This window comes from Microbacterium sp. oral taxon 186 str. F0373, from assembly GCF_000411455.1.
GTDB lineage: Bacteria > Actinomycetota > Actinomycetes > Actinomycetales > Microbacteriaceae > Microbacterium.
Genome location: NZ_KE150457.1, coordinates 2,048,653 through 2,068,495, shown reverse-complemented (window position 1 = coordinate 2,068,495; position 19,843 = coordinate 2,048,653). Strand labels below are relative to the sequence as shown.

The window sequence follows — 19,843 nt, the reverse complement described above, 5'->3', positions numbered from 1 at the left end:
GGCATCATCACGATGACCGCACTTCATATTGTCGACCCTGCGAGCGTGCTCGCTGAAGCCTTGACCGACGCGTCGCCGGATCTGATGCGCAGCCTGCTGCAGACCACGATCAACGCGCTCCTCTCCGCTGACGCGGATGCCGTCGTGGGCGCGGAATGGGGAAAGCCCAGTCCCGACCGGACCGCGCAACGCAACGGTTACCGGCACCGCGACCTCGACACCCGTGTCGGGACGATCGACGTAGCGATCCCGAAGCTCCGCCAGGGCACGTACTTCCCGGAATGGCTGCTTGAGCGCCGCAAGCGGGCCGAGACCGCGCTGATCACCGTCGTCGCGGATTGCTATCTCGCCGGCGTCTCGACCCGCCGGATGGACAAGCTCGTGAAGACCCTCGGGATCCATAGCTTGTCGAAGTCTCAGGTCTCACGGATGGCCGCAGACCTCGACGAGCACGTCGACCAGTTCCGGCACCGCCCCCTGGGTGACGCGGGGCCGTTCACGTTCGTCGCCGCCGACGCCCTCACGATGAAGGTCCGTGAGGGCGGGCGGGTGATCAACGCGGTCGTGCTCGTCGCGACCGGCGTCAACGGCGACGGGCACCGGGAAGTCCTCGGCCTCCGGGTCGCGACCAGCGAGACGGGGGCCGCCTGGAACTCGTTCTTCGCTGACCTGGTCGCCCGCGGTCTCGGCGGGGTCCGCCTCGTCACCAGCGACGCCCATGCCGGGCTCGTGGACGCGATCGCGGCGAACCTGCCCGGCGCGGTCTGGCAACGCTGCAGAACCCACTACGCAGCGAACCTGATGAGTGTCTGCCCGAAGAGCATGTGGCCGGCCGTTAAGGCGATGCTGCACTCCGTCTACGACCAACCCGACGCCGACGCCGTCAACGCGCAGTTCGACAGGCTCCTGGACTACGTCGAGGAGAAGCTCCCCGACGCGTTCGAGCACCTCGACAACGCCCGCGCGGACATCCTCGCGTTCACGGGGTTCCCCGACGGGCTCTGGCAGCAGATCTGGTCCAATAACCCCAACGAGCGGTTGAACAGGGAGATCCGCCGCCGCACCGACTCCGTGGGCATCTTCCCCAACCGCGACGCGATCATCCGCCTCGTCGGCGCCGTCCTCGCCGAGCAAACCGACGAATGGGTCGAAGGCCGCCGCTACCTTGGCCTCGAGATCCTCACCAAGAGCCGCCTCGCCCTCGTCCCCGACACCGGAAGCGAGGTGAACACCGACACCGTCCTCGAACTCAGCGCCTAACCGAAAACAACAGCAGAAGGATCACCGACCGCTACACCACGTACTGGGGCTTGACCTGGTCGGGTTGTCCCGCGATCTGCGCCTCATACATCATCAGACCGACGAGCTCGAAGCCGGGACGGGTGACGATGGAGCGCGCAAGCCGCACGACTTCCGCCGGTTCATGCACGGGCGAGCGTCGCACGCCGACGTGGCCCAGGACGGGTGCCCGCCACGAGGCATCCGCGTCGATCGCCACGCGGACGCGCGCGCGAGCAGACGGGGCGGCGACGGCATCCACCACGTCCAGCTGCGCAGGGTCGTCGATCATCAGGGTGACCCGACGCGCGAGGTCGTCGTCGCGCACGAGCCGCTCCAGCGCCGCCCGGTCGACGCTGGGATATCCGAGCACGATGTCGTCATGCTCGCGCGCGAGCCAGAGCGCCTCGGGAAGCGTGAAGGCGAGGATGCCGCGGTAGCCCCCGATCGCGAGGGTGGCGTCAAGGACCTCACGGACGCGGATCGACTTGCTGGCCACGCGGATCGGCACACCCGCGGAGCGGACCACGAGATCCATCGCGTTGAACCGGAGCGCATCGAGGTCGATGGCGGCGACGGGTCCGGACACTGCCGAGACCGCCGCCGATCTCGCCGCCCAGAACGCCGCAGGATCATTCCAGCCCGGGCCGGTGGCAGGGGGAAGGCTCAGGAGGTCCAGGCTCATCGGTTCGGGCTCCTTCGCTCGTGAGGGCACCAGCCTAGATGACACGGGGTGTCATCCGCAGTGGAACTCGGGGGATATTTCGGCCGGCTGACGCGCACCGGCGGGAGTACCCCCGGACGGACTCGAACCGACACTGAAGCGATTTTAAGTCGCCTGCCTCTGCCATTGGGCTACGGGGGCCCGCTACCAGGGTAGCGACGCCGCACGCACGAAACCCCCACACCGCCGGGGCGGGTGGGGGTTCATGACGTGCGAACCGCGGCTCAGCTGGCGGCGGTGGCCTTCTCCTCGACCTTGGGCTCGGCCGCACCGGTCTTCTCGGCGGCGACGGACTTCGGGTCGATCGCCGGTGCTGCCGGTGCTGCCGCCGGAGCCGCGGGGCGCGGACGGGAGGCGAACTCCTCGAACACGTAGCGCGGGTTCTGGACGGTCTGCAGCGACACGTTGTCGCGGCGGAGCCAGAAGTTGTGCCACCAGTCGCCGATCACGCGCCACTTGCGCTCCCACGAGGGCATGGCCAGACCGTGGTAGCCGCGGTGCGCGCACCACGCGATGAAGCCCTTGAGCGCGATGTTGCGCGACTGGAAGACGCCGTTGTACAGGCCGAGGCCCGCGACGGCGCCGAGGTTGTGGTGGATGTACTCGCGCGGCAGCTCGTCGCGCAGGACGGCGACGAGGTTCTTCGCGAGCAGCTTCGCCTGACGGACGGCGTGCTGCGCGTTGGGCACGCAGTAGCCGCCGACGCCCTTGCCGGTGAGGTCGGGGACGGCCGACACGTCGCCGGCAGCCCACGCGCCCTCGACGACCTCGTCCGCCGTTCCGACACGCAGGTCGGCACGGGTGCGGATGCGGCCGCGCTCCTCCACCGGCAGGTCGCTGCCCCGCACGACGGTGGGGTTGGCCATGACGCCGGCGGTCCAGATGATCAGATCGGTCGGGATGACCTCACCGGTGGAGAGCTCGACGTTGCCGTCGACCGCGCCGGTGACCTGGGTGTCGAGGTGCACGTTCGCACCCCGCTTCGCGAGGTCCTTGAGCACCCACTCGCTCGTCTTCAGCGACACTTCGGGCATGATGCGCCCCATCGCCTCGACGAGGTGGAAGTGCGTGTCCTCGAAGCGCAGCTGCGGGTATTCCTTGAGGAGCGAGGAAGCCAGAGCGCGCGTCTCGGCGAACACCTCGATGCCCGCGAACCCGCCACCGACGACCACGACGGTCAGAAGGCGGTCGCGCTCGGGACCGGCGGGCAGGTTGGCCGCACGGTCGAAGTTGGTGAGGATGCGGTCACGGACGGCGACGGCCTCCTCGATCGTCTTCAGGCCGATCGCGTTCTCGGCGATGCCGGGGATCGGGAAGGTGCGCGAGACGGCACCGGCGGTGACCACGATCTGGTCGTAGTTCTCCTGCCACGGCTCGCCTTCGGCCGGAGTGATCGTCGCGGTGCGCGTCGCGTGGTCGATTCCGGTCACCTTGGCGGTGACCACGCGCGTCTTCTTCAGGTGGCGGCGCAGGCCCACGATGACGTGACGAGCTTCGATCTCACCGGCCGCCACCTCGGGCAGGAAGGGCTGATACGTCATGTACGGCAGCGGGTCGACGATCGTGACCTCGGCCTCGCCCTTGCGCAGGTGCTTCTCGAGCTTCCATGCGGTGTAGAAGCCGGCGTAACCGCCGCCGACGATGAGGATCTTGGGCACGGCACGCGCGGCCGTACTGGTCTCTGTGTGAGTCACAGGTGGAAGCACTCCTTGAATCAACGGCTCGGAGTACGAGGTGCGCGCTCCGATCTGATGCGCCGGGCAGCAGCAGTGACACCGAGCGCGACCAGTATAGCCGTCAGGGTCACCCCCACGAGCGGCACGGTGCCGTAGAGGAGGGTATCGATGCTGGGCAGCAGCGGGGACCTTCGCTCGAGGGTCTCGGCCGCCGGCAGCTGGTCGATCGTGACCGGAGAGGACGTCGGTGTGGGCTGGGGGCCGGCGTCGGCGCGCCGATACAGCCGGATCCAGTCGGAGAGGCTTCCCATCGGGTTGCTGTCGACGCTCCCGACGGACGCGCTTACCGCGGCGTTGGCATCGATGAGACCGTAGCCGTACTTCTCGTCAGGAACTTTCGTGGCCGCTGCGGCCGGCCGCGCCGTCTTGATGATGCGGTTGATGACGTTGTCGGCATCCAGTTCTGGATGGGCCGAACGCACGAGCGCGGCGATGCCGGCCACGATCGGCGCGGCCCCGCTCGTGCCGTCCCAGACCACGAGCTGTCCATCGGCAGAGACGCCGAGAAGCTGCTCACTCGGTGCGGAGATACCGATCGTGATGCCCTGCGTCGAGGCCTGCTCGCTGGCGGTGCCCGCACGGTTGACGCCGCCGACCGTCAGCACCCCGGGGATGGTCGCGGGCGCACCCACCTCCTCGGTGCCGCTGCCCTTGTTTCCGGCTGCCACCACGACCACCACGTCGTGGTCGAACGCGTATTGGAAGGCGTCGTCCCAGGACGGATCCCAGGTGAGGGTGTTCGTCGTGAACGACAGGTTGATGATGTCGGCGCCGTGATCGACCGCCCACTTCATCGCATCGGCGACCTGCTGTACGAAGGGTACCGAGGATGCCGCGCCGAACCCGATCGACAGCGAGAGGAGATTCGCCTCCGGGGCGACGCCGATCATGCCGGTGTCGGCGCCCGTTCCGCGCGCGGCGGCAAGCGAGGCGACCCAGCTGCCGTGGTTCGCGTCGACGGCTCCCACCGGGGTGCGCCCGTCGGACGACCCGGCTCCGGAGAAGTCCGCTCCCCCGACGACGGCGCCGGAGAACTCGACCGGAGAACGGCCGATGCCCGTATCGATGACCGCGATCGTCACCCCCTTGCCACGGGTCGTCTGCCAGGCCTGACGAACGCCGTACGCGTCGAGCCAGTACTCCGCCGCGCGGGCGGGATCGCCCGTGCCCGGCGGAGGTGCCGTCGTCAGTGGCGCCGCTGCCGCCGTGAGAGCCGCCGGAGCGGGATCGCCCGCGCCCGCAGCGACGACAGGATGAGTACTCGCCGCGCCCGCCGCCAGCTGCCCGCCCAGCGCGATCAGCACGGCCGCGACGACGGCGACGACACGCCGCCGCCGAGCGCTCACACCGCGCTCCGCGGGTGGGCGCACGTGCAGCGCTCGGGCGACCATTCGGCGCGCGCGAGCGCGAGGTCGCCGATGGGGTTCACGCCGGCCCCGGCGGCCAACGCGTGCCCCGCCAGGGCATGCAGACACTTCACCCGCGTCGGCATCCCGCCCGCGGAGATGCCGGCGATCTCCGGCACGTCGCCGTAGACCGCTCGATCGGACAGGTACGCCTCGTGCGCCGCCAGATACGCGGCGGCGACGTCCTCATCGTCGGCAAGCAGGGCGGCCAGCTCGGGCATCACCTGGTTCGCCTCCAATGCCGACATCGCGGCCGTCGCCCCGGGATGCGTCAGGTAGTAGAACGTGGGAAACGGTGTGCCGTCGGGAAGCCGCGGTTCTGTGGCGACAACCGTCGGGTTGCCGCAGACGCACCGCGCGGCGATGCCGACGACGCCACGCATCGGACGCCCCAACTGGGACCGCATGGCCTCCAGGTCGGCGGCGGAAGCGGGGCTGAGAGGAGGATGCGGCACCCGTCAAGGGTACCGGGGCGCGCTGACCGACCGCTGGATCAGCCGGCGGGCGCGGCCGGGGGCACCGCCGCCGTCTGGGCCAGACCCGCCCCGGCGACCGAGCGCACCAGCTGCGCCATCCAGTCGGTGCGGGTCTCCTGCACCTGAGCGCTCACGGCGGCCTGCGTCGGGGGCATCGCGGTGGCGGGCAGATCGTTGTCGACGAGATAGACGACCTCGCCGGGTCGCACGTAATACAGTCGCTCCCGCGCCTGGGAGGTCACGTACGCGGGGTCGTTCCAACGGTCCTTCTGCTGCTGCAGGGTCGCCACATCCGCTTCGCTCACCTGAACCGAGTGCGCCAGCGCCGCGATCTGCTGACGCTGGCCGAGATACGTGCCGACCGTGGGCACCAGCGTGAAGACGGCCAGCACGACTAGGCCCAGCATGATCGCGGTGAAGGCCGAGAAGCGGATGCCGCCGGCCCAGGCGCGCACGTCCACACGGCCCGACCCCCGGCGTCCGCCCGACGTGCGGGACGCGGAAGAGGGAGCCGGCGCAGTGCGCACGGCTCCCTCTCTCGTCATGGGACCAGCCTACGTGGCACGCGGACGTGCGACGGAAGGCGCCCCGAATCGCTCAGCGAATCTCCAGCGGCCTCAGGCCTTGAAGCGCGGGAACGCGCCGCGACCGGCGAAGACCGCGGCGTCGCCGAGCTCCTCCTCGATGCGCAGCAGCTGGTTGTACTTCGCGACGCGCTCGCTGCGGGCGGGCGCGCCGGTCTTGATCTGACCCGCGTTGACCGCGACGGCCAGGTCGGCGATGGTCGTGTCCTCGGTCTCACCGGAGCGGTGCGACAGCATCGAGCGGTAGCCGTTCTGGGTGGCGAGCGAGATCGCGTCGAGCGTCTCGGACAGCGTGCCGATCTGGTTGACCTTCACGAGCAGAGCGTTCGCGACACCGAGGTCGATGCCCTTCTGCAGGCGCACCGGGTTGGTCACGAACAGGTCGTCACCGACGAGCTGGACCTTCGAGCCGATGGCATCGGTGAGGTGCTTCCAGGCCTCCCAGTCGTCCTCGGCGAGGGCGTCCTCGATCGTGACGACCGGGTAGTTGGCGACGAGGTCGGCGAAGTAGTCGGTCAGCTTCTCGGCCGACCAGGCCTTGCCCTCGACCGTGTACACGCCGTCCTTGTAGAACTCGGTCGCGGCGACATCCAGACCGACGGCGACGTCCTTGCCGGGCGTGAAGCCGGCCTTCTCGATCGCCTTGATGAGGAAGTCGAGGCCCTCGCGGTTGCTGGGCAGGTCGGGCGCGAAGCCGCCCTCGTCGCCGAGGCCGGTGTTGTAGCCGGCGGCCTTCAGCTCGCCCTTGAGGACGTGGTAGACCTCGGTGCCCCAGCGGAGGGACTCGCCGTAGGTCTCCGCACCGATGGGCGCGAGGAAGTACTCCTGGAAGTCGATGCCGTTGTCCGCGTGCTCGCCGCCGTTGATGACGTTGAACAGCGGCACGGGCAGGACGTGCGCGTTGGGTCCGCCGAGGTAGCGGAACAGCGGGAGGTCGGCGCTGTCGGCGGCGGCCTTCGCGACGGCCAGGGACACGCCCAGGATGGCGTTGGCGCCGCAGCGCGACTTGTTCTCCGTGCCGTCGGTGGCGATGAGGATCTCGTCGATGACGCGCTGCTCGCTCGCCTCGACGCCCTCGATGGCCGGGCCGAGCTCATCGATGACGGCGGTGACCGCCTTCAGGACGCCCTTCCCGCCGTACCGGCTCTTGTCGCCGTCGCGCAGCTCGTACGCCTCGAAGGCGCCGGTGGACGCGCCGGAGGGGACGGCCGCGCGCTGGACGATGCCATCGTCGAGCAGCACCTCCACTTCGACGGTCGGGTTGCCACGCGAATCCAGGATCTCGCGTGCGCCTACAGCCTCGATCAGTGCCACAGGGGACTCCTTGCTTGTGGAGGATGAATCTCGGAGCGTCACGGGTGTGTCTCGGCTCCGTCCACGAGTCTAGTGACCTGGATACCACCGCCACAGGCCTGGCACCGGATCAAACGACCAGGGCGAGCGCGATCCCGTCCCAGCCTTTGGCGTCCAGCGTCTGCAGCGCCGTCGCTGTGAACCGCGGATCGTCGCGCAGCATCTCCAACCCCGCGCGCACGCCGCGCACCTGCGGGCTCGGGTCCTCGGCATCCGCGACCCGGCCGTCCCGGACGACGTTGTCGACGACGACGAGAGTGCCGGGCCGCCCCAGACGCGCCGCCCAGTCCAGGTAGACGGTGTTCGACTCCTTGTCGGCATCGATGAAGACGAGGTCGAAAGGCTCGCCGCCGGCCAGCGACGGCAGCACATCCGCGCCGCGCCCGACGCGGATGTCGACGCGCTCGCCCACCCCGGCGCGGTCGATGCTCGCGCGAGCGACCTCGGCGTGGCGGGGCTCGGCCTCGATCGTCACGACCCGACCGTCGTCCGGGATGCCGCGAGCCAGCCAGATCGTCGAGTATCCCCCGAGCGTGCCGATCTCGAGCACGCGCCGCGCACCGCTGAGGCGTGCGAGCAGCCACAGCAGCTTGCCGCCCGTGGGCGCCACCTCGATCGCGGGCATGTCCGCGGCGCGCTGGGCGGCGACGGCCGCCTCGAGTGCGTCGTCGCGGCCGACGAGCGTGTCCACGAGATACCGGTCGACCTCATGGGCGGCGGACAGGGAGAGCGCGGTCATGACGACAGCCAACCGGGTTGGGCTCGCCGGGTCAACGACCTCGTGCGCGCTCGGTCTCGGCCGTGAGCAGCGCCGCCCCCGTCTCGGCGTCGTCGACAGTCACCGTGAACACGCTGCCGTTCGTCCGCCGCACGCGGATGGCGGGGCCCTTCTGCATCACGACCCCGAATCCGCCGCCGGGCGCCCACCGCAGTCCCCACCCGCCGAACTCCCCCATCGGCGACACCTCGACGACCTCGACATCCGCGATCTGCGCGACCGGGATGCGCACGCGCGGGAAGCCCATGACGGAGGTGACGGAGAGCCCCGTCGCGTCGACGCGCACGTGGAACATGCTGGAGGCCGCGATCGTCGCGGCCAGCAGCACGATGAGGACGACGAGGAGTGTCGAGGCCGTACCGCTGCCGCTGGCGGTCATGGTGATGGCCGCCACGACCACCAGGAGCAGGAGTGCGGCGGCGAGCACGATGACGCCGCCCCGGCTGAGGCGCACGCGGCGCAGCCACACCGCCCTCTCCCCCGCCGCCAGCGGCGGATCGATCGCCGCGGTCGCCCTGTCCGGCTCCGACCGTTCGTCGGGCTGGACGAGCCACGCCGCGATGCCCACGATGACGGCGAGGACTCCGGCCACGAGCAGCCACGGGAAGATGGACGGACCGTCGGCGGCATCGGTCAGACCGCTCTGGATCAGCACGGATGCCGTCGTGAGCGCGCTCAGGAAGACCGACATCGCGGGGGCCAGCGCTCCCATCAGACGGTAGGCCGGGCCGCGGTCGCCACGGCGCAGGCCGGCGAGCCCCAACCCTCCGATGATCAGCGGCATCCCCAGACCGACCACAACGGTCAGCAGCAGCGTCACCCACGCCGGGCCGAACCCGTCGGGCATCCCCGTCGCGCCCCAGTGGATGGCGATCGGATCCGGGAGCGCGGCGGCCGCAGCGAGCTGCAGCAGCACGCCGACGGCAGCAGCGACGACGGGTGTCGCCACCGCGACGAGGACGAAGCGGGAGACGGCGCGCGGTCGTGGCGTGGTCATGGTGACTCCTCGGGCTCGGACGTGTGGTGGATCAGGGCGGCGAGTGCCTGCCGGGACAGCCCGCGCTCGCGGGCGCGGGCGACGATGTCGGCGATGTCGGGCTGCAGCTCAGCCAGACGGTCCGCCGCCGCCGTCACGACGGCGCCGCGACCACGGTGCATCGAGACGAGCCCCTCGTCCCGCAGCTGCTGATAGGCGTGGAGCACCGTGTGCAGGTTGATGCCGAGGGCCGACGCCACCTCGCGGGCCGAGGGCAGGCGATCACCGGGGCGGAGGCGACGTGCGACGGCATCCGCCCGGACGGATGCCGCGATCTGTGCGAACAGCGGCACGTCGCTCGTCGCGTCGGTGCGGATCAGCATGTCGGCCTCCCGACAACAATTCTATGACAAATAGAACAGTTTGCGTAGGGAAGAGTCTCGACGGCCCCCGACTACCCCCGAGTGCGCACGCCCTGGGCGAGCGCCGCGACGATCTCCGGGAGCAGCGCATCCGCCGTGCGCCGGTAGCCGAGTGCGCTGGGGTGGAAGCGATCGACGCTGAACATGTCGTCGGGGTTCTCGATGAACATCGCACCGACAGCCCGGCGAAGTGAGACGACGCGGGCTCCGGCGCGGCGGGCCGCAGCGGCCTGCGCGTGGGCGAGCTGTCGCGAGGCCTGAGCCCCCAGCGCCCGCAGGGGCTGGGGCACGGGTCGCAACGCGCCCAGGTCTGGACAGGTGCCGACGACGACCGACGCACCCGTGTCGCCCAGGCGCCGCACGGCCGCCTCGAGGTCACCCGCCGCCTGCGAGACCGGGGTACGGTGCGTGACGTCGTTGCCTCCGACGATGATGACCGCGGCATCCGCCCGATAGTCCGGGGGAAGGCGATCGAGCTGGTCCGCGAGATCCTTCGACTCGGCACCCACCACCGCGACGGTGCGAAGGCGCACGGGTCGATGCAGGAAGTCGGCGAGGCCCTTGGACAGTCGCGCCCCCAGGACGTCTTTGGATCGCTGTGCGCCGAGGCCGGCCGCGATCGAGTCACCCAGAACGAGCAGTTCGAGCGGCGCGCCGGCGAGCTTCGGCCGCCACACGCGGTCGGCCTCCAACGCGCTCTCGCCGAGCGGCTTGCCGATGCGCAGCCGCGCAAGGGCGGCCTGACGCGTCAGCACGCTCCGCGCGGCGAACGCACCGGCCACGACCGCGCCGGCGAGCGCCGCGCTCGTCGCCACGCGCGGGCGGAGAGCACGCCGACGGTGCGAACGCGATGCCACGGACAGATCACACTCCCCCCGGGTGAACGACACGCTCCCGTCGGGTGGACGGAAGGTGACGGGCCGTGCCCTGCCACGGACGCCGGGCTCAGCGATGCCCGCGCCCGGCCGCTGCCGTGAGGACGAGCGCGACCGCGAGAACGCCGCAGGCGAGGACGGCGTCCAGCACGAAGCCCGCCACCACCTCCTCGCGCCCGCTCCACCCGGTCGCCGTCGTGACGGCCCCGATTGCGATGACGCCGAGCGAGAGCGCGAGCTGCTGGACGGTGCTGAACATGCCGCCCGACAGACCCGCCGCCTCGACGGGGACCTCCCGAACCACCGCCTGGGTCAGCGGCGAGAACACGAGCGCCTGCCCCGCGCCGAGCAGCACGAGCGCAGGCTGGGCCCACCAGATCAGCGACGGCCCCCACGCGATGAACGAAACGAGGAGGAACCCGACGAGGGCGACGAGTTGCAGCGCCACGCCCCAGACGAGAGTGCGCACGCCGAGCCGGCGTTGGATCGGCACGAGCGAGAGAGATACGACCGCGAACACGACCGCGAACGGCAGCAGGAGCAGCCCCGCCGTCAGGGAGTCGTACCCGAGGCCGGCCTCGACCGCGCGCGGGATGACGTAGAGCACCGCACCGTAGCCGGTGAAGAAGAGAGCGGCCGCGACCAGTCCGAGCTGCAGGGCGCGCAGTCGCAGGATGCTCGGCGGCAGCAGGGGAACGCGACCGGAGCGTTCGATGCGATCCTGGTGGACCCAGAGCGCGACGAGCGCCGCCGCCCCGGCAGCGAGGGCGACGAACGTCGGCCACGCCCATCCCGCCGACGGCCCGAAGGTGAGCGCGGAGGCGATCAGCAGAACGCCGGCACCGAGCTCCACCGTTCCGGCGACATCGATCGTCACCGCTTCGTGAGCGCGCGATCGCGGCGCGAGCGGGGCGAAGGCGATCGCCGCGAGGGCGGCAAGCGCGACGAGGACGTAGATCACCCGCCAGCCGGCGATACCCGCCACCGTCGTGCCCGCCAATGCACCGCCGAGCACCTGGCCGGCGGCGGCGCCGATGCCTCCGCTGGCGCCGAAGGCCGCGATGGCCCGCACGCGCGCTCCCCCGGTGGAGGTGGCTTGGATCGTCGCGAGGACCTGCGGGGTGCACAGGGAAGCTCCGACACCCTGCAGGACGCGTGCGGCGATGAGGACCTCGATCGTCGGGCTGGCCGCGCAGGCCACGGCTGACAGCAGGAACAGCCCCATTCCGAGGGCGAAGAGCAGGTGGCGTCCGAAGCGGTCGCCGAGGCGCCCGCCGAGGATGAGGAGCACCGCGAAGGGAATGCCATACCCCGCAACGACGAGCTCGAGCTCAACCTCTGACGCGGCGAACGCCTGGTGGAGCTGGGGCATCGTCACGGTGACCGCGTTGAAGGCGAAGGAACCCGCACCCGGACCGATGAGAAACCCGACGTAGCGCCACGTGGGCACCGCCGTCGGAAGGGTGTGCACGTGCCCTGCCGGCACGGTGGGAAGGGAGGCCGTCGTCGTCATAGCGCTCATCCTGCGGGCGGTGTCATCCTGGTACCAGGAGTGCGTTCATCCTGGTATCGACGCCACCCTGCTCCGCGCGCTCCCCGGCTGCGACGCGCAGTACGCTGGCGGACATGCGCACGGATCGCCGGGACGAGTTCGCCGCGTTCCTGCGCACCCGCCGAGAACGGCTGAGCCCGGCCGACGTCGGCCTTCCCGCGGGCACCCGGCGGCGCGTCGCCGGTCTTCGCCGCGAGGAGGTCGCCACCCTCGCCGGGGTGGGGCTCACCTGGTACACCTGGCTCGAGCAGGGCCGACCGATCGCCGCATCGGACCAGGTGCTCGGCGCGATCGCCCGGGCGCTGCGCATGACGGAGGACGAGCGGGACCATCTGTTCGCCTTGGCCGGCGCGACTCCTCCCGAACGGGACGAGCACGCCTGCGTGAGCGCGGCGCACCTCGATCTGCTGTCCAAGCTCATGCCGTATCCCGCCGCCGTGCAGACAGCTCGCTTCGACATCCGTGCGTACAACCGGTCGTACCGGTTTCTCTTCGCCGACCTGGACACGATCGCTCCCGAAGGCCGCAACTGCGCGGTCCGCATCTTCACCGATCCGGCCTGGCAACACGCGCACACCGACCTCGACAACGCCCAGCAGCGGATCGTGGCGCGCCTGCGCGCCGCCTACGGGCGCCACCACGATGAGCCGGGCTGGCAGCGCTTCATCGCCCAGCTCGAGGAGCAGTCCCCACCTTTCGCCGAGCTGTGGCGCCGCGGCGACGTGGCCACCGAGCACAACGCGGTGAAGCGCCTCGAGCATCCGCGCTGGGGAACACTCCAGCTGGCCATGACGAGTCTCTGGACGGGCGAGGCCGGCGGACAGCGGGTGGTCTGGTTCCGCCCGCAGGATGCGGCGACGGCGCGCCGCCTCGACGTGCTCGCCCGCTACGCCGCCGAAGAGCCGGTACTGTCCGGATCGACCCCCGCGCCGTCTCAGCCGAGCGGCTTGATCTCCAGCGCGTCCGGCGCCTGACCCGCCGCCACCGTGGCGAAGGACGTGTACCCGTCGGCGGCCGCGCGCTCCAGCAGCGCCTTCAGGTTCTTCGTGCGCTGCTCCACACGCACCCGCGCCCCCTCGGCGACGAGTGCGGCCTTGAGCGCGAGGAGCTCCCCCACCGGCACGTCGCGCTCGTGCACGAGGACGATGGCCGACATGCCCGCGTCGTCGGCATCCTCCAGGAGGTCGACGATGCGCTCGAAGCCGAGGGAGAACCCGACCGCCGGCACCTGCTGGCCCAGGAAGCGTCCGATCATCCCGTCGTAGCGACCGCCCCCGCCGAGCGAGTACGTGACGCTCGGGTGGGCGAGCTCGAAGATGGTGCCGGTGTAGTACCCCATCCCACGCACGAGGAACGGATCGAAAACGAGCGGCGCGCCCTGCGCGTCGTCCGCAGAGACCCCGCGGGCCGCCGACACCGCCGCGCCGATCGCCACGAGGTCGGCCACGATGTCTGCGGGCGCCCCCTCGGGCAGCGCCTTCAGGATCTGCCCCTCCCCGTACGGACGGTACTCACGCGTCTGCGGTCGACGCAGGAACGCGTCGAAGGCGTCGACGGCGTTCGGCGTGGCGCCCCGCTCACGCAGCTCGGCGGCGACGCCCTCGGCACCGATCTTGTCCAGCTTGTCGATGGTGATGAGCACGCCGGCACGCTCCTCCTCGGCGAAACCGAAGCTGCCGAGCATCCAGTCGAGCACGCGGCGGTCGTTGATGCGGATGCTGCCGCCGACCAGACCGAGCGCATCGAGCGCGTCGAGGCTCGCAACCAGAAGCTCCGCCTCGGCGCGGCCGGTGGCGTCACCGATGATGTCGATGTCGCACTGCACGAACTGGCGGTAGCGCCCCTTCTGCGGCCGCTCAGCTCGCCACACCGGCGCCATCTGAATGGAGCGGAAGACCGTCGGCAGCTCGGCGCGGTGCGTCGCGTAGAAGCGCGCCAGGGGCACGGTGAGGTCGTAACGCAGGCCCAGGTCGCTGAGCGCGGCCGCGTCATCGGCTGCGGCGCGAATCGCGTCCGCATCCAGTCCACGCTTGAGGACGTTGAAAGCGAGCTTCTCATTGTCGCCGCCGATGCCCGCGTGGAGCCGGTCGTAGTCCTCCATCACCGGGGTCTCGATCTCATCGAACCCGTGCGCGCGGTAGCGCTCACGGATGACGGCGAGCACGCGCTCGCGACGGGTCTTGTCGGCGGGGAGGAAGTCGCGCATTCCGCGCGGCGGGTTCACGGATGCCACGCGATCATTCTTCCAGGTCGTCGGATGCCGACGAGGCCTCGACGGCCCTCACCTCGTCCTCCAGGCCTCGGATCCTGACCCGAAGCGCCCGCTCGGCATCCCACCCACGCTCCTGCGCGAGCGACACGAGCCCGAGCAGCGCCTCCCCCAGCTCCTCCTCGCTCTGGGCGCCCACGGGCCCCCGGTCCTGCCCACCGGGCGTGCGAGACGACGACAACGGGAGCGCGGCGGCGCGGCCCAGCAGCTTCTGCGCCAGCGCGAGGGAGGGCATGTGGGCCGAGACCCCGTCGAGCACGGATCGCCGGTCGCGCTTTTCGGCGGACTTCGCGGCATTCCAGTGGACGAGCACCTCTTCGGGAGTGGTGGCGACGGCATCCCCGAACACGTGCGGATGCCGCCGGATCATCTTGTCGGCAAGCGCGTCGGCGACGTCGTCGATGTCGAACGGATCCTCCGTCGCGTCCGCGGCCACCGCGGCGTGGAACAGCACTTGCCAGAGCAGATCGCCGAGCTCTTCGCGAAGGTCCGCGCGCGTTCCCGCCTCGACCGCGTCGATCAGTTCGGCCGACTCTTCCACGAGGTACGGCACGAGATCCTCATGCGTGATGCGCGCCGACCAGACACATCGCTCCCGTACCGCCGCCATGACGTCGGCGGCGCGTCGGAGGGCGTCGGTGCGGGGGGCGATCGGCGCAGGATCGATCGGACTCAGACGGTCGCCGTGTTCCGGCGTCGATGATGCCATGCCCGCCACGATACGAGGATCCCGGCGATCACGAGCGAGATCGCCGATCCGGCGAGCACGCCGAGAGTGGCCTGATCGCGGATGTCGGGAGCCCCGGAGAACGCCAGCTCGCTGAGCAGCAGCGACACGGTGAAGCCGATACCGCCGAGGGCGCCCGCCGCGACGAGGTCGCCGCCGGCGAGCCGGTCGGTCTTCGGAACCCGCAGGAGGTGCTGCGCCAGGGCACCCGCCACGGCGATGCCGATGATCTTGCCGACGGGCAGGGCGACCAGAACGCCCCAGAAGGCCGGCGAGAGCTCTCCGGCAGACACAGCGGGAATCGCGACGAGGGCTGCGCACAGCGCGAACAGCGGCAGCACGATCGCGTTGACCCACGGTTCGATGGCGTGACGAGCCCGCAAGGCGGGCTGCTGGGCCATCGTCAGCCCGAGGACGACCCCGGCGATGGTCGCATGCACGCCCGACTCGTGCACCGCGTACCAGGTGCCGATCGCGCTCACGATGAGCCCGACGATGGCGACCGGCCGGGCACGGGTGTCGAGGAGCCGACTGCAGGTGGCGAACACGACGACGAACACCAGCGCGAGCAGCATCATGGCGAAGTCGACATCCGCCGTGAACAGCACCGCGATGAAGACGATGCCCACGATGTCATCGAGGATGGCCAGCGCGAGGAGGAAGATGCGGACACCGGAGGGCAGACCGCGGCCGAAGACGGCGAGCACCCCCAGCGCGAAGGCGATGTCGGTGGCTGTGGGAATCGGCCATCCGGCACCGGTCGCCTGTCCGCCCGCGATGAGCAGATACAGCGCCACGGGTACGAGCACGCCACCGGCTGCCGCGATCGCAGGCAGGACCGCGCGTCGCGGGGACGCCAGCTGACCGCTCGTCAGCTCGAACTGCAGTTCGACCGCGGCGACGAAGAAGAAGACGGCGAGCAGGCCGTCGGAGATCCAGTGGCGCACGGACAGATCGATGACACCCGGAATGCCGATGTGCACGTCGTCGGCGACGGCGAAGGCGATCGGCGCGGCCGCACTATTGGCCAGCACCAGGCCGATCGAGGCGGCGACGAGAAGCAGAACGGCGGGAAAGCGGGCAGATCGCAACAAGGACACGGTCACTCCGGAGGGTCGACGAACGGGACTTGCCGACCAGGCTTCCCGGCACACCGTCCGACGACGCGCAGAGCATACGGAGCCGTCGCGTCGCAGTCGGGGTGTCATAAAACGTCGTCACCCCGCCCTGTCAGCCTACCCCGTGACAAATGTGAAACACCGTGCCATTACCGTGGTCTCATGCGCGAACTCACCCGAACCGAAGCGATCGACCTCGTCGGCCGCGATGAGGCCGAGAACGAACTGCCGGAGCGCCTGCGCGCCGACGTGCGGATGCTCGGGGCTCTGCTCGGTCGTGTCCTGCGCGAAAGCGGCTCCCCCGGGCTCTACGAGGACGTCGAGCGACTGCGCCTGGCCACCATCGCCGCATACAGCGATGAGTCAGCGGAGGCCTTCGAGCGGGCGGCGCAGATCGCCGAGTCCTTCTCCGTGGAGCGCGCCGACGAGGTCGCCCGTGCGTTCACGGTCTACTTCCATCTCGTCAACCTCGCCGAAGAACACCAGCGTGTGCGTGTCCTGCGCGAGCGCGACGGGCGCCCTGAGCGAGAGGACGCGGCCGACTCGGTGGCCGCGGCCTTCGTGCGCCTGGCGGCGGAGGTCGGCGACGACACCGCCCTCGCCCGTCTGCAGGCGATGCGCTTTCACCCCGTGTTCACGGCTCATCCCACCGAGGCGCGCCGTCGCGCGGTGTCCACCAGCATCCGACGTCTGGTGACTCTGCTCACCGAGCGCGATGCCTCGCTCGACGGCGGCGCGGACGAGCGGCGTGCGGAGCGGCGCATGCTGGAGGAGATCGACACGCTCTGGCGCACGGCGCCGCTGCGGGCGGAGAAGCCGACGCCGGTCGACGAGGTGCGTGCCATCATGGCAGTCTTCGACGAGACTCTCTACACGGCCGTCCCTCACGTCTACCGGCGCGTCGACGATGCGCTGCAGGGACCCGCTGCCGGCGGCCGGGCACCCGTCATCCGTCCCTTCGTCCGCCTCGGCACGTGGGTGGGCGGCGACCGCGACGGCAACCCGTTCGTGACCGCCGCCGTCACGAAGAAGGCCGCGTCGATCGGTGCGGAGCACATCCTGCTGGGCCTGGAGCGCTCCGCCGTGCGGATCGCCAAGACGCTCACGCTGTCCGAGGACACGACCCCGCCCACCGCGGAGCTGCTCGGCCTGCTGCAGCGTCTGGCGGACGCCGACGAGGACGGTGCGGCGGATGCCGCCAAGCGCGCCAAGGTCGAGCCGCACAAGCGCACGATGCTGCTGATCGCCCGTCGGATCACCGCCACACGCAAGCGCGACGCCGATCTCGCGTATCGCGACCCCGACGCGCTGCTGGCCGATCTGCGCACCGTGCAGCAGTCCCTCGTCGATGCGGGTGCCCCACGCCAGGCGTACGGACACCTCCAGCAGCTGCTGTGGCAGGTGGAGACGTTCGGCTTCCACCTCGCCGAGCTCGAGGTGCGTCAGCACTCCGCCGTCCACGCCAAGGTGCTCGCCGAAGCTGCCAGCGGTGAGCCGCTGAGCACGCAGGCGGAGGAGGTCCTCGAGGTCTTCCGCACGATCGCGCAGATCCAGAACCGCTACGGACCGCGCGCCGCCGGCCGCTACATCGTCTCGTTCACGCAGTCCGCCGCCGACCTCGCCGCCGTGCACGAGCTCGCGCGCCTGGCGGTCGGGCCCGGGGGCACCGTTCCGGTCCTGGACGTGATTCCGCTGTTCGAGACCTTCGCCGATCTGCAGGCCGCGCCCGGCATCATGGCCGAGATCGTCGATCACCCGCAGTTCGCCGCACGACTGGAAGCCACCGACCGGCGCCTCGAGGTCATGCTCGGATACTCGGATTCCTCGAAGGACGTCGGCCCCGTCGCCGCCAACCTCGCGCTCTACGAGGCACAGGCGAAGATCGCCGCGTGGGCCAAGGAGTCCGGCATCCACCTCACCCTCTTCCACGGACGCGGCGGCGCGCTCGGTCGCGGCGGCGGACCGGCCAATTCGGCCATCCTGGCGCAGCCTCCGCACTCGGTCGACGGACGGTTCAAGCTCACCGAGCAGGGCGAGGTGATCTTCGCGCGCTACGGCGACCCCAACATCGCGATGCGTCACATCGACCAGGTCGCCGCCGCCGTCCTGCTCGCTTCGGCTCCGTCGATCGAAAAGCGCAATAGCGCCGCGGCCGAGCGCTACGCCGAGGTCGCGGCGACGATGGATGCCGCTTCGCGTACGCGGTTCTTCTCGCTGGTCAAGGCCGACGGATTCGCGTCGTGGTTCGCGACCGTGACGCCGATGGAGGAGATCGGTCTGCTGGCGCTGGGCTCACGTCCCGCTCGACGCGGCCTGTCGGTCGAGTCCCTCGAAGACCTTCGCGCCATTCCCTGGGTCTTCGCATGGTCGCAGGCCCGCATCAACCTGGCCGGTTGGTTCGGTCTGGGCTCCGCGCTGGAGGCCGTCGGAGATGTCGACCTGCTGCGTCGGGCGTACGCCGAGTGGCCGCTGTTTCGCACCGTCATCGACAACGTCGGCATGAGCCTCGCGAAGGCCGACGGTCGCATCGCGCGCCGCTACCTCGACCTCGGTGACCGCGCGGATCTGGCCGACCTCGTCGTGGAGGAGCTGCAGCTCACCGGCGACTGGGTCGTCCGCATCGTCGGGGGTGACGAGCTCCTGTCGAACAAGCCCGTCCTGCAGCGCGCCGTCAAGATGCGCAGCCCGTACGTCGATGCGCTCTCGCTGCTCCAGCTGCGTGCCCTGCGGACGCTCCGCACGGGCGAGCACGACGAGGCCGACCTCCCGCAGTGGCAACGCCTGCTGCTGCTGAGCGTCTCCGGCGTTTCGGCCGGACTGCAGAACACGGGGTGATCGCACCCCGATGACGACCGCCGCGGGGGCTCAGTCCACGCGGCGGTCTTCGGCGTGGCGCGCGAGCGCCGCGCCATAGCGCTCGGTGAGCTGGACCATGAGATCGGGCGTCTCGCGATCCAGACCGAACACGAACCCGGGGAAGTCCAGATCCTTCTGCAGCGCCCAGATCTCCTCGTGACGATCGGGCGAGAGCATCTGAGCGGGATCGCCCACGGCGACCCATCCGATCGGCACCACGGCATCGGGCGGCACGACCGTGCGCAGGTGCACGATCGCACCGATGCGCACCTCGGCGCGATCGCCGATGCGGGCGCCGTTGAAGACGCGGACCCCGGTGGCGAGGAAGACCTCGTCGCCCACCGTCGCACCCGAGATGCTCGCGGTGGGCCCGACGAGGACGTGCGAGCCGACGTGCACGGGATGCGCGGCGCTCGCCCGGAGAAGGGCGTTCTCCATCACGATGACGTGCGCCCCGAGCGTGATCGGCCCACCCTCGGCCGTCAGCACCGCGCCGTGCAGGATCTGGCATCCGGCGCCGATCTCGACGTCCCCCGAGATCACCGCGGTCGGCGCGATCACCGCGTCGGGATGGATGCGGGGGCGCACCCCGAGGTGTTCGAACTGCATGATCGTCCTCCCGCCCTCACCCTAGGACGCCCGAGGGGCGACGTCGAGGCCCGACGCACCGCCGTTAGGGTGTTACAGGCCGCACCGACCGTGTCCGCGGCCGG

The 19,843-nt window shown here is 70.6% G+C and carries 18 protein-coding genes and 1 tRNA gene; 3 read left to right on the top strand and 16 right to left on the bottom strand.

Annotated features, from left to right (window positions below; genetic code table 11):
- The first annotated feature begins 12 nt into the window (after positions 1–12).
- Positions 13–1,260: an IS256 family transposase gene (locus tag HMPREF1529_RS09650; protein ID WP_016463647.1), complete on the top strand. Its 1,248-nt coding sequence runs from the start codon at positions 13–15 to the stop codon at positions 1,258–1,260.
- Between the two features lie 31 nt (positions 1,261–1,291).
- Here HMPREF1529_RS09650 and HMPREF1529_RS09645 read toward each other — a convergent pair whose 3' ends face one another.
- The 12 genes from HMPREF1529_RS09645 to HMPREF1529_RS09590 form a co-directional block, all read right to left on the bottom strand.
- A complete protein-coding gene (locus HMPREF1529_RS09645; protein ID WP_016464677.1) occupies positions 1,292–1,963 on the bottom strand; it encodes an alanine racemase in 672 nt (223 codons plus the stop codon).
- Between the two features lie 107 nt (positions 1,964–2,070).
- A tRNA-Leu gene (locus HMPREF1529_RS09640) sits at positions 2,071–2,143 on the bottom strand.
- Between the two features lie 83 nt (positions 2,144–2,226).
- Complete coding sequence (locus tag HMPREF1529_RS09635) at positions 2,227–3,696, bottom strand: NAD(P)/FAD-dependent oxidoreductase (protein ID WP_016464676.1); 1,470 nt, start codon at positions 3,694–3,696, stop codon at positions 2,227–2,229.
- A gap of 20 nt (positions 3,697–3,716) precedes the next feature.
- Positions 3,717–5,129 carry a S8 family serine peptidase gene (locus HMPREF1529_RS09630; protein WP_051120832.1) on the bottom strand — a complete coding sequence of 471 codons (1,413 nt, stop codon included), beginning with the start codon at positions 5,127–5,129 and terminating at the stop codon, positions 3,717–3,719.
- On the bottom strand, positions 5,081–5,551 hold the full coding sequence (locus HMPREF1529_RS09625) for a DUF501 domain-containing protein (RefSeq protein WP_016464674.1): 471 nt from the start codon (positions 5,549–5,551) through the stop codon (positions 5,081–5,083). The genes HMPREF1529_RS09630 and HMPREF1529_RS09625 overlap by 49 nt, the downstream gene beginning before the upstream one ends.
- A gap of 86 nt (positions 5,552–5,637) precedes the next feature.
- Positions 5,638–6,165: an FtsB family cell division protein gene (locus HMPREF1529_RS09620; protein ID WP_005052540.1), complete on the bottom strand. Its 528-nt coding sequence runs from the start codon at positions 6,163–6,165 to the stop codon at positions 5,638–5,640.
- A 72-nt stretch (positions 6,166–6,237) separates the two neighbouring features.
- On the bottom strand, positions 6,238–7,518 hold the full coding sequence (eno, locus tag HMPREF1529_RS09615; RefSeq protein ID WP_005052537.1) for a phosphopyruvate hydratase: 1,281 nt from the start codon (positions 7,516–7,518) through the stop codon (positions 6,238–6,240).
- 109 nt (positions 7,519–7,627) lie between these two features.
- Positions 7,628–8,296: an O-methyltransferase gene (locus HMPREF1529_RS09610; protein WP_016464673.1), complete on the bottom strand. Its 669-nt coding sequence runs from the start codon at positions 8,294–8,296 to the stop codon at positions 7,628–7,630.
- 31 nt (positions 8,297–8,327) lie between these two features.
- Complete coding sequence (locus tag HMPREF1529_RS09605; RefSeq protein WP_016464672.1) at positions 8,328–9,332, bottom strand: DUF1648 domain-containing protein; 1,005 nt, start codon at positions 9,330–9,332, stop codon at positions 8,328–8,330.
- Complete coding sequence (locus tag HMPREF1529_RS09600) at positions 9,329–9,694, bottom strand: GntR family transcriptional regulator (RefSeq protein WP_005052531.1); 366 nt, start codon at positions 9,692–9,694, stop codon at positions 9,329–9,331. Before HMPREF1529_RS09600 ends, HMPREF1529_RS09605 begins: the two co-directional genes overlap by 4 nt.
- 71 nt (positions 9,695–9,765) lie before the next feature.
- The gene (locus tag HMPREF1529_RS09595) at positions 9,766–10,548 is read right to left on the bottom strand and encodes an SGNH/GDSL hydrolase family protein (protein WP_005052529.1); all 783 of its coding nucleotides are present in this window, start codon (positions 10,546–10,548) and stop codon (positions 9,766–9,768) included.
- A gap of 130 nt (positions 10,549–10,678) precedes the next feature.
- Positions 10,679–12,121: an MFS transporter gene (locus HMPREF1529_RS09590; protein ID WP_016464671.1), complete on the bottom strand. Its 1,443-nt coding sequence runs from the start codon at positions 12,119–12,121 to the stop codon at positions 10,679–10,681.
- A 113-nt stretch (positions 12,122–12,234) separates the two neighbouring features.
- Between HMPREF1529_RS09590 and HMPREF1529_RS09585 the strand changes: the two genes are divergently transcribed.
- Positions 12,235–13,134, top strand: a complete 900-nt coding sequence (locus tag HMPREF1529_RS09585) for a helix-turn-helix transcriptional regulator (protein ID WP_005052523.1) — start codon at positions 12,235–12,237, stop codon at positions 13,132–13,134.
- Here the strand turns inward: HMPREF1529_RS09585 and HMPREF1529_RS09580 are convergent.
- From HMPREF1529_RS09580 to HMPREF1529_RS09570, 3 genes are read right to left on the bottom strand one after another with little or no spacing between them, the layout of a single operon-like run.
- Positions 13,095–14,366, bottom strand: a complete 1,272-nt coding sequence (locus HMPREF1529_RS09580) for a histidine--tRNA ligase (protein WP_016464670.1) — start codon at positions 14,364–14,366, stop codon at positions 13,095–13,097. The genes HMPREF1529_RS09585 and HMPREF1529_RS09580 overlap by 40 nt on opposite strands.
- Positions 14,367–14,397: 31 nt before the next feature.
- Positions 14,398–15,138: a MazG family protein gene (locus HMPREF1529_RS09575; RefSeq protein ID WP_016464669.1), complete on the bottom strand. Its 741-nt coding sequence runs from the start codon at positions 15,136–15,138 to the stop codon at positions 14,398–14,400.
- Positions 15,102–16,256 carry a Na+/H+ antiporter NhaA gene (locus HMPREF1529_RS09570; protein WP_016464668.1) on the bottom strand — a complete coding sequence of 385 codons (1,155 nt, stop codon included), beginning with the start codon at positions 16,254–16,256 and terminating at the stop codon, positions 15,102–15,104. Before HMPREF1529_RS09570 ends, HMPREF1529_RS09575 begins: the two co-directional genes overlap by 37 nt.
- A gap of 180 nt (positions 16,257–16,436) precedes the next feature.
- Here HMPREF1529_RS09570 and HMPREF1529_RS09565 point away from each other — a divergent pair, with 180 nt between their 5' ends.
- Positions 16,437–19,109, top strand: a complete 2,673-nt coding sequence (locus HMPREF1529_RS09565) for a phosphoenolpyruvate carboxylase (RefSeq protein WP_016464667.1) — start codon at positions 16,437–16,439, stop codon at positions 19,107–19,109.
- Positions 19,110–19,139: 30 nt separating this feature from the next.
- Here HMPREF1529_RS09565 and HMPREF1529_RS09560 read toward each other — a convergent pair whose 3' ends face one another.
- Positions 19,140–19,739 (bottom strand): gamma carbonic anhydrase family protein, encoded by a 600-nt coding sequence (locus tag HMPREF1529_RS09560; RefSeq protein WP_005052510.1) that lies wholly within the window; start codon positions 19,737–19,739, stop codon positions 19,140–19,142.
- Between the last annotated feature and the right edge of the window lie 104 nt (positions 19,740–19,843).

Bases quoted from the DNA above. Each gene is read 5' to 3' on its own strand.
- HMPREF1529_RS09650 (WP_016463647.1), top strand. From the start codon at position 13: ATGACCGCACTTCATATTGTCGACCCTGCGAGCGTGCTCGCTGAAGCC.
- HMPREF1529_RS09645 (WP_016464677.1), bottom strand. From the start codon at position 1,963: ATGAGCCTGGACCTCCTGAGCCTTCCCCCTGCCACCGGCCCGGGCTGG.
- HMPREF1529_RS09630 (WP_051120832.1), bottom strand. From the start codon at position 5,129: ATGGTCGCCCGAGCGCTGCACGTGCGCCCACCCGCGGAGCGCGGTGTG.
- HMPREF1529_RS09625 (WP_016464674.1), bottom strand. From the start codon at position 5,551: ATGCGGTCCCAGTTGGGGCGTCCGATGCGTGGCGTCGTCGGCATCGCC.
- HMPREF1529_RS09620 (WP_005052540.1), bottom strand. From the start codon at position 6,165: ATGACGAGAGAGGGAGCCGTGCGCACTGCGCCGGCTCCCTCTTCCGCG.
- HMPREF1529_RS09610 (WP_016464673.1), bottom strand. From the start codon at position 8,296: ATGACCGCGCTCTCCCTGTCCGCCGCCCATGAGGTCGACCGGTATCTC.
- HMPREF1529_RS09605 (WP_016464672.1), bottom strand. From the start codon at position 9,332: ATGACCACGCCACGACCGCGCGCCGTCTCCCGCTTCGTCCTCGTCGCG.
- HMPREF1529_RS09600 (WP_005052531.1), bottom strand. From the start codon at position 9,694: ATGCTGATCCGCACCGACGCGACGAGCGACGTGCCGCTGTTCGCACAG.
- HMPREF1529_RS09590 (WP_016464671.1), bottom strand. From the start codon at position 12,121: ATGACGACGACGGCCTCCCTTCCCACCGTGCCGGCAGGGCACGTGCAC.
- HMPREF1529_RS09585 (WP_005052523.1), top strand. From the start codon at position 12,235: ATGCGCACGGATCGCCGGGACGAGTTCGCCGCGTTCCTGCGCACCCGC.
- HMPREF1529_RS09580 (WP_016464670.1), bottom strand. From the start codon at position 14,366: ATGCGCGACTTCCTCCCCGCCGACAAGACCCGTCGCGAGCGCGTGCTC.
- HMPREF1529_RS09575 (WP_016464669.1), bottom strand. From the start codon at position 15,138: ATGGCATCATCGACGCCGGAACACGGCGACCGTCTGAGTCCGATCGAT.
- HMPREF1529_RS09565 (WP_016464667.1), top strand. From the start codon at position 16,437: ATGCGCGAACTCACCCGAACCGAAGCGATCGACCTCGTCGGCCGCGAT.
- HMPREF1529_RS09560 (WP_005052510.1), bottom strand. From the start codon at position 19,739: ATGCAGTTCGAACACCTCGGGGTGCGCCCCCGCATCCATCCCGACGCG.